Here is a 14,300-nt window from a genome sequence, read left to right as displayed (position 1 = left end):
CGATCAGCTCAAACCTGCCGAACGTAGTGCCGTTTCCACCGAAGTCGGGTCGGATACTTCGATCGTGAGGAGAACCTCGCGCAACGCGGACTGGGCTTCGGGGATGAGCGCAGCCAGTTTTGCCGGCTGCGGGTCGAGAATGGCAGCGCGGGCGTCGTCGCCGCGCAGGGCCGCCATGGTTCCGCACAGCAATCCGATCACCTCGTCCGCGTCGGCCGCTCGGGCGACAAAACCCACCGATTCGTGGGCCAGCACGGCCAGAAAATCGGCGATTTCGGCAGGTGAGTGCCCTGAATCGAGGCCGGGAATGCGTCCTCCTTCACAGAGCAACGCAGCCGATTCGGCCGGAGACAGAACCTCGTCGCCGCCGTCGACGTACACCGCGAGTGGGGCGGGCACGCGAAGTGCGATGGCGTCGTCGATCTGTTCGGTTGTGCACTCCAGATCAAAGCGCACCGCTTCGTACGACGCACCGGCATCCGCTCGCAACCGCGCGGGGTCGATATCGAGGAGAACTACGACGCGTCCAGCAGATTCGGCTCCGAGCAGCGCCGATGCGGGAACAACGCGGGGTTCGCCAGGGGTGCCGAGGAGGAGCCCGTCGAGCAGTCCACGGGAACTTTTCGGGGGCAACCCGAGGGAAAGAGGTATGGCCACCGCTCCACCGTAGTGGCGGGTGTGGTCGGGGATTTCAGGCGAGTTGCGCAAAAGTCTTGCGATTCACACCACAGCAGCTTAGGTTAGGGTTACCTCATCAGCCGGTGGGGCAACCGGAAACACCCACCGAGGGGGCAGCATGGCTACGAAAACGAGCACCGGTCCATCCACCGCCGAACGAGTACGTAGCGCCTGCGCCCGAGCCCAGGATGCGGTTCTCGCGATCGAAGGCAGCGAACCGACCGTCACATCGGTGCACCACCTGCGATCCAACGGCGACATCGTTGTGGCCGTCCCCTCCGGCTCGGCTGCAACAGCACTTGCCTGGAGCGCCGGAAACGGCGGCCTACCTGCAGTGCTGGAGCTCACCGATCACGCGCCGCTGGCCCTGCGCGAACCTGTCCGCTCACTCGTCTGGCTGCGCGGCACACTGCACGCGGTGCCGGACTACGAATCACGGGTACTGGCCGACGACGTCGCCGCCGAACACCCGCACCCCGCACTCCTCGACCTCGGTCACACCTCGGTACTACTCCGGTTGAGCCTCGCGTCGGCCGTTGTCGCAGACTCGTCCGGAGCCGAACCCGTCGCCGTGGAAGACCTGCTCGCCGCTCACCCCGATCCGTTCTGCGAAATGGAAACGGCGTGGTTGCAGCACCTCGACGAAGATCACAGCGACCTTGTGGACATGCTCACACGCAAACTGCCCTCATACCTGCGCACCGGACGGGTACGCCCCCTCGGAATCGACCGGTACGGACTGCGTCTGCGCATCGAGGACCACGCAGGCGACCGGGACGTCTGGATGCCGTTTGCCAACCCCGTCGACGACGCCATCTCGCTGTCCCGCGCGATCCGCATCCTTGTCGGCTGCCCGTTCCTCAACGGCCTGCGCCCCGGCGGTTCACATGTCACAGGCGGCGCTGCCAACGGATAGCGTTGCGCGGGTGAATGCCCGCCAAACCGTCCGCTCGTGGTTGAACCCACCCGCTCCCGCCGGACCTGCTCTCGATGCGTCCGAACGTCGCGGTGTGCGGATCGAGATCACGATCGTCCTGCTGGTCACCTTCGGCCTCAGTGGCCTTTCCGGCATCTTGTCGCTCCTCGAATCCCTCGCGACGCCCGTCGCATTGTCCGATCAGACGGTGGCGCTCAATCCGTCGCAGGCAGCGATCGACTGGATCGACCTCGCTAGTCAATTGCTGAGTGTGACAAGACTGTTCGCGTGGGCTGCACTCGGCCTGTACCTGCTCTGGCGGGCGGGTATCGGCCCGACCGCGGCCGGCCTTCCTCCCAAACCGAAGCTACGACGCGACATCGCGCCCGGCTTTGGCCTTGCCGCCTTGATCGGCCTTCCCGGACTACTGTTCTATCTCACGGCGCAGGCGTTGAACATCAATCTCACCGTCCAGGCGAGTGCCCTCGACGATCACTGGTGGCGCGTCCCGATTCTGATTCTCTCGGCGATCGCGAACTCGAGTGCCGAAGAAGTTCTTGTTGTCGCGTATCTGATCAGCAGGCTGCGCCTGCTCGGGTGGGGCGAGAACTCGTCATTGCTCGCGTCGTCGCTGCTGCGGGGCAGCTATCACCTGTACCAAGGTTTCGGTGGTGGTGTCGGCAACGTCGTCATGGGTCTGATCTTCGGTCGGTACTGGCAGCGAACCGGCCGCTTGTGGCCGTTGATCATCGCCCACGCGCTCATCGACATGGTGGCGTTCATCGGTTACGCCCTGCTTCGCGATCATGTGGGTTGGTTGCCGTGACCGGTACCGTGAACTGGTGACCGGCGACTCCCCCTATCCTCAGCGCCCGCCGCGACCGGGTCCTCCACCTCAGGGTCCGCCGCCGCGGCGTCAGCCGCCGCGCCCGCCCGAGGGTCAGCGCCCGCCCGAGGGAACTCAGGTCATTCGCCGTGACGGCCGGCCACCCCAGAACCAGCCACCCCAGAACCGGGCGTGGTCGCAGACCCCACCGCCCCAAAACCGCAACAACTGGGCCCCGCCGCAGCAACCACAGCCGTACCGGGACCCCCAGCAGAACCGGCAGCCACCGCAGGATCGGCAAGCGCAGCAATACCGTCAAGCTCCCCCGCCACCTCCGCGGAGGACGCCGCCGAATCAGCCACCCCGCCAGCCACCGCCGCGTCAGCAGCCGCCGTCGGCGCCTCGTCGACGCAAGAATTGGGGCAAGCGCATCGGCATCACGTTGCTGGTCCTGCTTCTCGCGTTTGTCGGCGCGATTTTCTACGTCGACAATTCACTGAATCGGATCGACGCGCTTCCCGACTACGCCGGCCGCGTCGCGGATACACCTGGCACGAACTGGTTGATCGTGGGTTCGGACAGCCGCGACGGTCTGACTCCGGAGCAGGAGCAGGCGCTCGCGACCGGTGGCGATACCGGACCCAAGCGCACGGACACGATCATGCTGGTCCATGTGCCCAAGAGTGGGAAGACCACGATGGTCAGCATTCCGCGTGACTCGTATGTTCCGATTCCGGGTGAGGGTTCCGACAAGATCAATGCCGCATTCGCGTGGGGCGGAGCGCCGTTGCTGGTGCAGACCGTCGAGGAAGCAACGGGTTTGCGGATCGACCACTACGCGGAAATCGGATTCAGCGGTTTTGCGGGAATCGTGGATGCTGTCGGCGGGGTCAACGTGTGCCTGGATTCTCCGATCGACGATCCGCTTGCCGGTATCAACTTGCCTGCCGGGTGTCAGGACCTGACGGGCTCGGAGGCGCTCGGATTTGTGCGTACCCGCGCAACGGCGATGGCCGATCTCGATCGCATGAACAATCAGCGCAAGTTCATGTCGGCTCTGCTGTCGAAGGCCACCAGTCCTACGACGTTCCTCAATCCGTTCCGGTTGTGGTCCCTCGCCACCGACACGGCAAAGTCGCTTCAGGTCGACAACGGTGATCACATCTGGAATCTGGCGTCACTCGCGTGGGCTTTGCGCGGCGGCATGACAACTACAACGGTTCCCGTCGGCGGATTCGATTACGTCGACGGCTCGGGTGACGTTCTGCTGTGGGACAAGACCAAGGCATCACAATTCTTCGACGCGCTCGCCAATGATCAGCAGATTCCTGCGGAATTGGTCACACCCGGCTGAGCAACGTAGATCCCGGACGGCGGCCTGCACGCAGTAACCTGGAGACATGACACAGGCGAAGAACTCGAGCGAATTCACCCTTCTTCTGCGTGAGCAGATCCGGAACGAGTTCACGGCGTCTCAGCAGTACGTCGCGGTGGCCGTGTACTTCGATTCGCATGATCTTCCGCAAATGGCGACGCGTTTCTACAACCAGGCGGGCGAAGAACGCTCCCACGCCATGATGATGATCCAGTACTTGCTGGACAACGATCTCGACGTCGAGATTCCCGGAGTCGGCGAGGTTGTCACGAAGTTCGAAAATGTGCGCGGACCTGTGGAATTGGCGCTCGAGCAGGAGCACACCGTCACGGCTCAGATCACGCGTCTGGCTCGCACTGCTCGTGACACCGGAGACTATCTGGGTGAGCAGTTCATGCAGTGGTTCCTCAAGGAACAGGTTGAGGAAGTCGCGAGTATGACCACGTTGTTGTCGATCGTGGATCGGGCAGGAAACAATCTTTTCCACTTGGAAAACTTTGTGGCGCGCGAGATGAACAATCCGCCCGCAGCCGATGCCACTGCTCCGAAAATTGCGGGTGCCGGGGCTTGAATAATTAGGTTTCCATTAGTTTGGAAACGCTTACCACAATAAGGCTGCACTGGGATGACAGTGCCCCTGACCTGCACTATCTTGGGGTTCATGACTTCTGGTGACACACACATGACTAAATTCCATGCGCTCCTCCGAGACCAGATTCGCAACGAATTCAACGCCTCGCACCAGTACACGGCAACTGCTGTTTATTTCGACTACGCCGATCTTCCGCAGCTTGCCAAGCACTTCTACAAGCAGGCCGTTGAAGAGCGCAATCACGCGATGATGATCGTCCAGTACTTCCTTGATCGCAGCATCAACGTCGAACTCACGGGTGTCGACGGCGCCAAGTCCGACTTCAAGGATGTCCGGGAAGCCATTGCGCTTGCACTCACCCAGGAGAAGTCCGTCACCGAGCAGATCGTTCAGCTCGCGAGCACCGCTCGTGAGGAAGGCGACTACTTGGGTGAGCAGTTCATGCAGTGGTTCCTCAAGGAGCAGGTCGAGGAAGTTGCGAGCATGACAACACTTCTCACCATTGCGGATCGTGCGGGCGCCAACCTGTTCGACATCGAGGATTTTGTGTCTCGTGAAATGAGCGTCGTTGGCGATTCTTCGGGAGCACCCGCAGTTGCCGGTGGAGCCGTCTAACGCCGCAACTCACTGCCGGCCAGCAGAATCGAGCTGATCAGCTCGGGTGAGTCGGTCATCGGAACATGCCCTACCCCAGGCAAAACTATGAGTTTCGCTTGCGGGAAGGGCTTTTTCACGCGCTGGGCCTGATAGACCGGCAGGATCAGGTCGCGTCGGCCCCACGCAACTGTCACGGGCACAGCCGGATTCACGATCGGCGGCAGCACAAAATCGAGTTCCATCCCTAGATCGACAAGCTCATTCGAGATAAGTGAACGGCAGTCGGCCAGGGCAGCGGAGTAGTCGACGTGACTCGGATGCGCGAAGAACGCGGCAAGCGCCGGATAGCGAATCAGCTTGTACTGCAACGCGCGGGGCAATCCGTCGCCGAAGAGTTTGGCCGTGCTTCGGAGTGCCTGAAACGTGCCTATCGCGCGCACCTGATCCAGATGATTGACAAAAAATCCGGCCGGCGAGAGCGCCGTTGCCGAAGCAACATCGCCGCGTGCCGCGAGGCACAGTGAGATCCATCCGCCGAGAGAATTACCGGCGACGTGGGCGCGCTCGCCCGGCGGCGTCACCTCTGTGATGAATTCACTGACGTCGTCGATCAACTGGCCCATGACATCAGTGCCGAGTTCGGGCAGCTCAGAATCCCCGTGGCCGGGGAGATCAACCGTGACGACGCGCCGATACGGCGTCAACTGATCCAAAAGCGAATCCCACGCCTGGCGCCGATGAACAATGCCATGGACGAGCACAAGCGTGGGACCGCTACCGGAGATGTCGTGCGCCAAGGTCATCCGTAGAACTTTATACGTGACCCTGCGTAACGTCTATAGAAGCGCTATCAGCGCAGCGTGACCTGACGTCCACGCAGTCCGTCGCGCGAACGCAGTTCGGCCGACGTCAAAGGTGCGTCGACGGCCAGGGCCTGCGCCAGGCGATCTCCGAACTCGACGGTTGCCGCAACCCACTCGTTTGCGTGCTTCTCGGGGTCCAGGTCGAAGACCGGAACCAGCAGTCCGTGGGTGCGGAAGGATCCCGCGTAACGCGAACCCTCACCCAGGTTCAGTCCGCCGGCAGCGTGAACGCGAGCCAGTGCAAGCATCAGATCGTCTTCGCTTTCGGGGCGAACCCAACGCAGATGCGCCTTCTCTCCGGCGTCTACCCACCAGGCTGCGACGAGGCCGTCACCTTCGAGGCGAGCCGACGGCATGATTGCCGCGTTGGCCTGCTCAACGGTGGCCTTGACCTGGGCATCCGTTTCGGTATCTTCGGGGATCCACCAGTTGAAGTCCTGGTAGACGGTGATGTCGAGCAGTGCGGCGGGATCGACGACGGCGGTGACAGCCGGGGTGTCCTCGGCGGGATCGGCAGCGGGGAGCGCGTCGCCGGGGGCTGCGTCGGCAACCCACGTCACGGATGCGGCGAGGTCTGCGCCCAGATCTGCGGAGTGAGCCTGAACCTGAACACCGACAAATCCGGTTGCCGTCTCACCCTCGTTGCGGACGAGAGCGGCAACAGCGCCGGGAAGAACCGTCGCGACGGTGACGGGACGATCCGAGCCGATGACGGGCAGCGGAGCCGTGGCCGAAGGAACGAATTCGCGCATGGCAACCAGGTCGCACTCTGCCGCGAGGCCTTCGAACGGGCGGTTGACCGCGCCTGATGCGGCGTCACGCTCTGCTTGGCGGGCTGCGAGCTTCGCTGCACGCCCACTGTCTACCTTCGGTCCACTGTTTCTCTTGCTCTTCTTAGCCACGAGGGCAAAACTACACGGGATCACCCGCGATCAAGCACTGCCCAGCCATTGCTTCGTGCGTCCGGGATGGTTTGTGGCCACCCAACTGACCCCGAGCTCACGGCACAGGTCCACATCCGCCTTGTCGTCGACGGTCCAGCAGTAGGTAGCGCGTCCGGCCGCAGCGGCGCGGTCCACAAGATCGGGATGCTCTCGCAACGCCTTGACGGACGGGCCGATCGCGGTCGCACCAACAGCCGTCGACGCGCCGCCGCCGAGATACCGCGACGCATCCCCGAGAAGGACCGTCGGCAGAAGGGGAGCTGCTCGGCGCACACGCCACACCGCGCTGGCCGAGAAGGACATCACGACGGCCCGGGAATGATCCGCGGACGGCGGCGACGCTATGCCGAAGCGGTGCAGTTCGGCGAGGAGTTTCGCTTCGACCAGTCCGCCGTACCGCACGGGGTGTTTGGTTTCGATGAACAGTTTCACCGGACGCGAGAAATCCAGCGCCAAAGTGATGAGTTCGGTCAGGGTCAGCAGATCTGCGGGCTCGCCGGTTGATCCGAAGTCGAGTGCGGTCAGGGAATCGAGGGTCATCTCGCTGACGATGCCGGTGCCGCTGGACGTGCGGTCGACTTTGCGGTCGTGGACACAGACCAGGTGGCCGTCGCGGGTGAGCCGGACATCGCACTCGAGCCCGTCTGCCCCTTCTTCGAGGGCAAGCTCGTAAGCGGCAAGCGTGTGTTCCGGCCGCGCGGCCGACGCGCCTCGATGCGCTACGACAAGCGGGCCTCGACGATCCGGGCTCACTGAGCGGCTGCTTTTTCCGGCACGGCATTTTCCAGCACCGATCGTGGAACCGGCACCCATCTGGTCGCGGTGTCCGGTTCGCCTCGCCAGTCCTTGTGCTCGATACGCCGGATCACCACCAGCAGGAGCGCAGCGGTGGCAGCGGCGATCAACGCAATGAAGGCCGAGAGGAGCACTCCGTCGGCCATTGCCTGGAGGCCGGGTCGCGAGCGCCAATACGCGTTCACGACAAGGAGGAAGCCACTGAACGCCCAGAACCCCCACCAGATCTTGACGAGCCGGCTCCCGCGCGGGTCGCGGCGCACGAGTTCGAGTAGATACACGGGCGGCATCACGAGATTGAGGACCGGCACGGCGCAGCCGACCAGGATTTCACCGCGTGAGCGTGGATCAGTGCGCTTTTCCCGCGCGTACAGGTCGCGGCGCGCACGTAGCAGCCAACACACCGCGGCCACGGCGGCGAGAACAGCCGTAAGCAGCCCACCGAGTTGCGTGAAGTAGACGGCGGCGTCCGACAGCCGCAACAACAGTTGTGGGACCAGACGGGTCTGGTTGTACACCAGGATCGTGTAGCGGCCGAGTTCCGCGAAGACGGCCAGTCCGTACAGAACTGCCGCAATGGTGAGCAACGAGCCGACGCGATCGGCCATCCGGTCGGCGCGAGACTCCTCGGCTGGGCTGGTGTCGACGACGTCGGTGAGTCCCCACGTCGGGACGGCGTCGTATCGGGGCGTCGACGGGTCGGCGCGCGGCGGGTTGGGATCTCCGACGCCACGTGGTTCCCCGGGGTTGCGGGCGATCCACCGGAAGCCGCGACGGGAGGGGGGCAGATACACGTCGGTGCGGACCGGCATGAGGAGGACACCGCCGCAGCGGGGACACCATCTACCCGCGGGACCGACGACGGGCCATCGTGCGGCGCACCGTGCGCAGACCTGTAGCTGGTTCACACGCTCGATTCTGTCACGCCGTATCGGTAACGGCAGCAAATGGTTTCGGAGCTGTTCCGTAACCTGAACTTCATCTCCAGGTACAACTTTGTGCCGATAATGTGACCTGCGACACCGAAAAACTCGAGTTATCCACACTATCCACAGGTTCATCCCCAGCTTGGGATGAATCCACAGACCTTTATCCACAGGTCAGGGCTCATGGGTTGTGGGTTTACTGACAGGTGTTAGCGAACGATGCACAGGCTCGAGGATGAATTTGACAAGCGGGCGAATTCCCTGTGAATTCGCAGCCGGAGTCCACCGGACAATCCGTTCACGCGGCACCTGGCAGCACTGTGGGACGGCACCTGGCAGCATTGCCAGGCGATGACTCCTCCGATGCCGAAGCTCTCCCGATGACCAAGCCCACTGCCAGGTACGTTTTGCCGATCGCACTCGCGTCGATTGCGATCGCACTCGGTATTCGAACGTGGGTGGCGTCGCAGAACTACTTCTACTGGGACGATCTCATCCTGATCGGACGCGGAGCTCGCTTCCCCCTCTTCTCGAGCGAACTGCTGCTCTACGACCACGACGGTCACTTCATGCCGGCAGCCTTCTTCCTGACGGGCCTCGTGACGCGAATTGCCCCGTACCAGTGGGCTCTTCCGGTGATGCTGCTCGTACTCGGTCAGGCGTTGGCATCACTCGCGCTGCTCCGCACGCTCAGACTGGTGCTCGGATGGCGTCCGGCGCTGCTGATTCCGTTGCTCGGCTATCTGTTCATCCCGCTCACTCTGCCCGCATTTGCCTGGTGGTCGGCGGCGCTCAATGCGCTTCCCCTGCAGATTGCTCTCGCCTGGGTGTGCGGCGACGCGATACAACTCGTGCGGACCGGCCGACGGCACTATGCCGTCTCGGGGACCGCTGTTTTTGTGGTCTCGTTGCTGTTCTTCGAGAAGTCGGTACTCGTGCCGTTTGTGGCGCTCGTGTTCGTCGTCTTGTATCTGCGCACGCAGTCCGACGCGTCGCCGATTCTCACCGCTGCGAAAAAAGCCAAGGCGCTGTGGATTCCGTGCGCCGTTGTGCTCGCGATCTGGATTCCGGTGTACCTGTTCACCGTCGAGTCGCCGGTGACGGGCAACGGTCGCAGCATGTCCACGGCCCTGCTGCACCACGGAACTTCCTTGGGAATGCTCCCGACTTTGTTGGGTGGGCCGTGGCAGTGGGAGCGATGGATTCCGGGTCCCGCATGGGCGAATCCCCCGATGTTCCTGGTCATTGCCGCCTGGATCATGCTTCTCACGGCACTCGTGGTCACCGTGCGCTCCCGACAAGGCGCTGCCTGGATCTGGATCTGCGCCGCTGTGTATTTTCTGGCGTCGGTTGCTGCGATGACCGTCACCCGCACCGCCGAGGGCACGACGTACGAATTGGCACAGACTCTGCGGTATTTCACGGATTCGGCCACGGTGTTCGCTCTCGCAATTGCGCTCTACTTCGCGGCGCCACCCCGGGTCGAACCCCGCGTCGACTCCCACACCACGGTGCCGATCCGCGCTATTGCCGTGGGTCTTTCGGTTCTGTTTGTCGTCAGTTCCCTGGTCTCGACATTCTCGTTCGTGAATGTCTGGCGGGAAAGCCCAACCCGTGACTATCTTCAGAATGCCCGGGTGTCGTTGGCGCAGAACACGGATGCGCCGCTGCTCGATCAGCCGGTTTCGATCTGGGTTCTCCTTCCTTTCACCAACCCGAACAACATGGCTTCCCAGGTACTCGGCCCACTGCCCGATCGACCCGAATTTGCTTCCAGTACACCGATTCTGCGACTGATCAACGACAACGGCACTGTCGTCGACGGCGAAGTCACGTTCACGCGACGGATTCTCGAGGGCACGGATCCGCAGTGCGGAACACGTGTCGACGGGCCGACAGAACTGACGTTGGACGGACCGTTGGCCGTCTGGGATTGGACAGTTCAGCTCAACTATCTCGCGAGCGCAGACGGAACGATCGACGTGTCCTTGACCACCGGTGACGCGGTCTCCGTTCCCGTGAAGCAGGGCTTGCACTCGGCATTCGTGCAGGTTGTCGGCGACGGCACAACCGTCAAGGTAGCGCCGCGGACCCCAGGACTGTCACTGTGCCTTGCCGCCGGACAGGTGGGTGTTGTTGTTCCCGCGCTGCCCTGACGCACCCGCAGTGGCAGAGTTGAGCGCATGGATCTACGTATCTTCACCGAACCCCAACAGGGCGCTACTTACGAACAACTACTCGCGGTGGCCCAGACCGCCGAAAAGCTCGGGTACGGAGCGTTCTTCCGCTCCGATCACTATCTGGCCATGAATTCCGACGGCCTTCCCGGACCGACCGACGCGTGGATCACGCTGGCCGGCATTGCCCGCGAGACATCGACGATCCGCCTCGGCACGCTCGTGACGTCGGCAACGTTCCGTTATGCCGGCCCGCTTGCCATCTCCGTCGCGCAGGTGGACCAGATGAGTGGCGGCCGCGTCGACTTCGGTATCGGCGCCGGCTGGTACGAAAAGGAGCATGAGGCGTACGGGATTCCGTTCCCGGCGCTGAAGGACCGCTTCGAACTGCTCGAGGAAACCCTCGACGTGGTGACGGGCTTGTGGCGCACTCCCGTCGGCGAGCAGTTCGACTACGACGGTAAGCACGTGCAGATCAAGAATTCTCCGGCATTGCCGAAGCCGCACCAGGCCGGCGGACCGCCCATTCTGATGGGCGGCGTCGGTAAGAAGAAGACACCGGCCTTGGCGGCGCGGTATGCCAGTGAGTTCAATATCCCGTTCCAGTCCGCGGGCGACACCAAGGAGATCTTCGGGCGCGTTCGTCAGGCCTGTGTCGATATCAACCGGGACCCGAACGAGCTGACGTATTCCAACGCACTGGTCTTGTGCTGCGGACGTGACGAGGCGGAAATAGCCAAGCGAGCTGCTGCCATCGGCCGCGAAGTAGCCGAACTGCGTGAAAACGGCTTGGCTGGAACGCCGTCGGAGCTGGTGGACAAACTCGGAGCATTTGCCGAGGCCGGTTCAGAGCGTATGTACCTGCAGACGCTTGATCTGAGTGATCTGGATCATCTCGAACTGGTGGCGAGCGAGGTCATGCCGCAGTTGGCGTAGGCCTTCGGCCTGTGCGTCTTTTTGGTAGCGCCCACTACCAAAAAGGCGCACAGGGGCGAAGCCCCTAACTGTTCGCGTCGAGGAACGCGCGCAGGTCCCGGTCCCACTGTGCGTCGCGGCTACGGTCCAGCCATACCCGAATCAGCATGAAACCGATGGTCAGCAGCGACATGATGCTGAACCACGTGAAGATTCCGGTCACGACCGCAGCCACGTCTGCTGCGCTCTGCGTGATCGGGGCAATGGTTTTGTCACCGTTGTTGTCGACGTAGATGTCGACGGAAGTGCCGGCAGGCGTGGTCTCGTCGACGGTGATGTCTTCGCGATGAACCTGCCCGTTCCAGTTCCACTGAGCCGGTGCTGTTTCGGTGTTCGTAGGAATGTAATCGGCGGTCGCGACACTGGACGTGACCGAGTCGCCCGTCGTGACGGCGGCGATGGAATGGGTGCTCCTGGCCTGGTCGGCGATCAGGGCATTCTGGCTTGCCGCCGTAGCGCCGCCTGCCCAGATGGCAAACGGCACCAGCAGGATCGCAAGAACGATCAAGCCGAAGGACATGAATCCTTCGATGCGATCACTACGCCTGACCATCGGGTCGTGGCCGACGTGAATGGTGCGTCGGAGCAACGACGCTGTTGCTCGCGTACTAGCGGACATGATGCGCTCAGTTCTCTCGACAAGACACTCTTACTATCGAGATTCCCTTTATTTCGATCTAGTTGCAAGTATTAACGATCGGAATCACATGTGTCCTCCAACACCAGCTATTCGTGAGGCGGAAGAATATCGGTCTGTGCCGGCACCTGATCTTGGCGCAATAGTCCTACCGGGCAGCTGACTCCCGTGGCATGCACTGGGCAATATCCGCCGGGGTTTTTTGCAAGATATTGCTGGTGATAGTCCTCGGCATAGAAGAAATCACGCAGCGGACCTATTTCCGTCGTAATTGCGCCATAACCGGCGTCAGTCAATCGTTTGCCGAATGCAAGTGCAGATGCGTGCGCGATCTGTTCCTGATCTTCGGAAGTCGTGAAAATCGCGGATCGATACTGCGAACCCTGGTCGTTTCCTTGACGCATCCCCTGCGTCGGATCGTGATTTTCCCAGAAATGAGCCAGGATCTGCTCGTACGAAATGACGGCCGGATCAAAGACGACGAGCACTACCTCGGTGTGCCCGGTGCGTCCCGAGCAGGTTTCCTCGTACGTGGGATTGGGGGTGTATCCGCCCGCATATCCGGCAGCGGTGCTGTAGACGCCCGGAAGCTGCCAGAACTCCTTCTCCGCACCCCAGAAACAACCCATACCGACCACGACGGTCTGCATCCCCTCGGGGAACGGCGGCGTCAGCGGATGCCCGTTCACGTAATGCGCGGCAGGCACTGGCATCGCGGTCTCACGTCCTGGCAGTGCGTCCTGCGGACTGATCAGGGTGGATTGTGCGGACGCTCGCCCCAGAATGTCGTCGTACCAGCTCATTCTTTGATTCTACGCGTGAGCGCTTGTTCCGCCATGCCGTGACAGCTCGGGCACCGGGCAGTTCGACCCAGCGATAGCCGAATTCCGCGACGACCGCCGTGACAACAAGAAAGAGGCCGAAGGCGAGCGTCGGACCGACGTGGGGGGTCGTGTTCTCGACGACGCGATACAGGATCAGCGTGTGGACGAGGTAGATGATGTAGCTCCGCGTCGACAACCACTTCACGAACGCCCAGCGCGTCGGGCCGCCGTCGTAGCGGCCGATGAGGACCACCGCGGCGGCTACGACGGTGATGGTCCACAAGTAGTTCTCACCGGCCCAGTAGACGCGGAACTCGGTGGCCACGAGGATCACGTGGATCTGTGCCAGAACGGCGACGATCAGCCATCGTCCCGGGGCCAGCCGCGCCCACGCGAGGTACATGATCTGTCCGAGGAAAACCGCCGGGAGTGTCGCCGCGATCTTCGAGAGCATCGGAACGGTGTACGGCATCGGTGCGTAAATGTTGTAGAGCAACACCAGCGAACACAGCGCTGCCCCGCCGAGCGGCATGATTACCGGCCGCATGCGCAGAATCGGCCGCATCGCCACGCAGGCAAGGTAGAACAGGAATTGGACCGTCAACGTCCAGGTCACACCGAGAACAGCCACTTCAGGCGTGAGAAAGAACCCGCCGAGGAAAAAACTCATCAGCGCCTGGGTATTCGAAATACCGTCCTGGCCACTGAACATGCCGTTTATACCGAGACGAACCAACAAGATGGCTATCGCAATTGCCACCCAGAAGGCCGGTACCAGTCGACTCAATCTGTTGGTCAGGAATTTGCCGGGCCGATCACGTATCGCGGACCGAGTCACCAGGGCGCCGGTCAACATCATGAACGTCGCGACTCCGACAAAAGACAGGTGCTGATTTAGCTGGGCCGGTTCGATCAAGGCGCCGTACACGACGTCGATCAGCCACCAACCGGAGCCGAGATCGTCGATGACGTAGAACGAGATGTGGGAGTAGATCACCGCCGCAACAGCGAGTGCGCGCAGCAGGTCAGCGCCCGGAAGGTACACCCGAGGCGGTGCCGCCTCTGATGACTCCGGGAGAAAAACTGGTGCGGGCATCGAGCAAGTTTAAGGTTCCGTTCACCTTTACGACGAATTTCCGGATGCCCCAATGTCCGAGATCACGCAGTTTTCGGTT

Annotated in this window: 15 protein-coding genes; 7 read left to right on the top strand and 8 right to left on the bottom strand. The window is 62.3% G+C overall.

Features of this window, described 5'->3' with window-relative positions; genetic code table 11:
• Nucleotides 1-3 precede the first annotated feature (3 nt).
• Nucleotides 4-657 (bottom strand): hypothetical protein, encoded by a 654-nt coding sequence (locus tag CJ178_RS21610; RefSeq protein ID WP_095887627.1) that lies wholly within the window; start codon nucleotides 655-657, stop codon nucleotides 4-6.
• A 139-nt stretch (nucleotides 658-796) separates the two neighbouring features.
• Here CJ178_RS21610 and CJ178_RS21605 point away from each other — a divergent pair, with 139 nt between their 5' ends.
• From CJ178_RS21605 to CJ178_RS21585, 5 genes are all read left to right on the top strand, one after another.
• Nucleotides 797-1,594 carry a DUF2470 domain-containing protein gene (locus CJ178_RS21605; protein ID WP_045066279.1) on the top strand — a complete coding sequence of 266 codons (798 nt, stop codon included), beginning with the start codon at nucleotides 797-799 and terminating at the stop codon, nucleotides 1,592-1,594.
• Complete coding sequence (locus tag CJ178_RS21600) at nucleotides 1,566-2,420, top strand: CPBP family intramembrane glutamic endopeptidase (protein ID WP_373557461.1); 855 nt, start codon at nucleotides 1,566-1,568, stop codon at nucleotides 2,418-2,420. Before CJ178_RS21605 ends, CJ178_RS21600 begins: the two co-directional genes overlap by 29 nt.
• Nucleotides 2,421-2,436: 16 nt before the next feature.
• Entirely contained in the window at nucleotides 2,437-3,774 is a 1,338-nt protein-coding gene (locus CJ178_RS21595) for an LCP family glycopolymer transferase (RefSeq protein WP_373557460.1), read from the top strand.
• 46 nt (nucleotides 3,775-3,820) lie between these two features.
• Nucleotides 3,821-4,366 carry a ferritin gene (locus tag CJ178_RS21590; protein WP_045066274.1) on the top strand — a complete coding sequence of 182 codons (546 nt, stop codon included), beginning with the start codon at nucleotides 3,821-3,823 and terminating at the stop codon, nucleotides 4,364-4,366.
• A gap of 90 nt (nucleotides 4,367-4,456) precedes the next feature.
• The gene (locus CJ178_RS21585; protein WP_033235246.1) at nucleotides 4,457-5,002 is read left to right on the top strand and encodes a ferritin; all 546 of its coding nucleotides are present in this window, start codon (nucleotides 4,457-4,459) and stop codon (nucleotides 5,000-5,002) included.
• On the opposite strand, the gene CJ178_RS21580 is transcribed toward CJ178_RS21585, so the two are convergent.
• The 4 genes from CJ178_RS21580 to CJ178_RS21565 are packed head-to-tail and all read right to left on the bottom strand — an operon-like array spanning nucleotide 4,999 to nucleotide 8,398.
• Nucleotides 4,999-5,787: an alpha/beta fold hydrolase gene (locus CJ178_RS21580; RefSeq protein WP_095887624.1), complete on the bottom strand. Its 789-nt coding sequence runs from the start codon at nucleotides 5,785-5,787 to the stop codon at nucleotides 4,999-5,001. The two genes, CJ178_RS21585 and CJ178_RS21580, sit on opposite strands and share 4 nt — an antisense overlap.
• Before the next feature lie 47 nt (nucleotides 5,788-5,834).
• The gene (locus tag CJ178_RS21575; protein ID WP_095887623.1) at nucleotides 5,835-6,749 is read right to left on the bottom strand and encodes a DUF5926 family protein; all 915 of its coding nucleotides are present in this window, start codon (nucleotides 6,747-6,749) and stop codon (nucleotides 5,835-5,837) included.
• A 30-nt stretch (nucleotides 6,750-6,779) separates the two neighbouring features.
• Nucleotides 6,780-7,544, bottom strand: a complete 765-nt coding sequence (locus CJ178_RS21570; RefSeq protein WP_045066271.1) for a glycerophosphodiester phosphodiesterase — start codon at nucleotides 7,542-7,544, stop codon at nucleotides 6,780-6,782.
• Nucleotides 7,541-8,398 carry a DUF4328 domain-containing protein gene (locus CJ178_RS21565; RefSeq protein WP_257013300.1) on the bottom strand — a complete coding sequence of 286 codons (858 nt, stop codon included), beginning with the start codon at nucleotides 8,396-8,398 and terminating at the stop codon, nucleotides 7,541-7,543. The genes CJ178_RS21570 and CJ178_RS21565 overlap by 4 nt, the downstream gene beginning before the upstream one ends.
• Nucleotides 8,399-8,892: 494 nt before the next feature.
• Between CJ178_RS21565 and CJ178_RS21560 the strand changes: the two genes are divergently transcribed.
• Nucleotides 8,893-10,668, top strand: a complete 1,776-nt coding sequence (locus CJ178_RS21560) for a hypothetical protein (RefSeq protein WP_095888089.1) — start codon at nucleotides 8,893-8,895, stop codon at nucleotides 10,666-10,668.
• Nucleotides 10,669-10,695: 27 nt separating this feature from the next.
• Entirely contained in the window at nucleotides 10,696-11,625 is a 930-nt protein-coding gene (locus CJ178_RS21555; RefSeq protein ID WP_095887621.1) for an LLM class F420-dependent oxidoreductase, read from the top strand.
• A gap of 64 nt (nucleotides 11,626-11,689) precedes the next feature.
• Here CJ178_RS21555 and CJ178_RS21550 read toward each other — a convergent pair whose 3' ends face one another.
• The 3 genes from CJ178_RS21550 to CJ178_RS21540 all read right to left on the bottom strand — a co-directional run bounded on the left by CJ178_RS21550 (nucleotide 11,690) and on the right by CJ178_RS21540 (nucleotide 14,221).
• Complete coding sequence (locus CJ178_RS21550; protein ID WP_257013299.1) at nucleotides 11,690-12,283, bottom strand: Rv1733c family protein; 594 nt, start codon at nucleotides 12,281-12,283, stop codon at nucleotides 11,690-11,692.
• A gap of 107 nt (nucleotides 12,284-12,390) precedes the next feature.
• Nucleotides 12,391-13,104 carry a peptide-methionine (S)-S-oxide reductase MsrA gene (msrA, locus tag CJ178_RS21545; RefSeq protein WP_045066262.1) on the bottom strand — a complete coding sequence of 238 codons (714 nt, stop codon included), beginning with the start codon at nucleotides 13,102-13,104 and terminating at the stop codon, nucleotides 12,391-12,393.
• The gene (locus CJ178_RS21540; RefSeq protein WP_172936913.1) at nucleotides 13,022-14,221 is read right to left on the bottom strand and encodes an acyltransferase family protein; all 1,200 of its coding nucleotides are present in this window, start codon (nucleotides 14,219-14,221) and stop codon (nucleotides 13,022-13,024) included. The genes msrA and CJ178_RS21540 overlap by 83 nt, the downstream gene beginning before the upstream one ends.
• Nucleotides 14,222-14,300: the final 79 nt, after the last annotated feature.

This window comes from Rhodococcus sp. ACPA4 (assembly GCF_002300185.1).
Taxonomy (GTDB): domain Bacteria; phylum Actinomycetota; class Actinomycetes; order Mycobacteriales; family Mycobacteriaceae; genus Rhodococcus_F; species Rhodococcus_F globerula.
The sequence above is the reverse complement of the archived record's forward strand: the minus strand, read 5'-3'. Positions and strand labels throughout refer to the sequence as shown.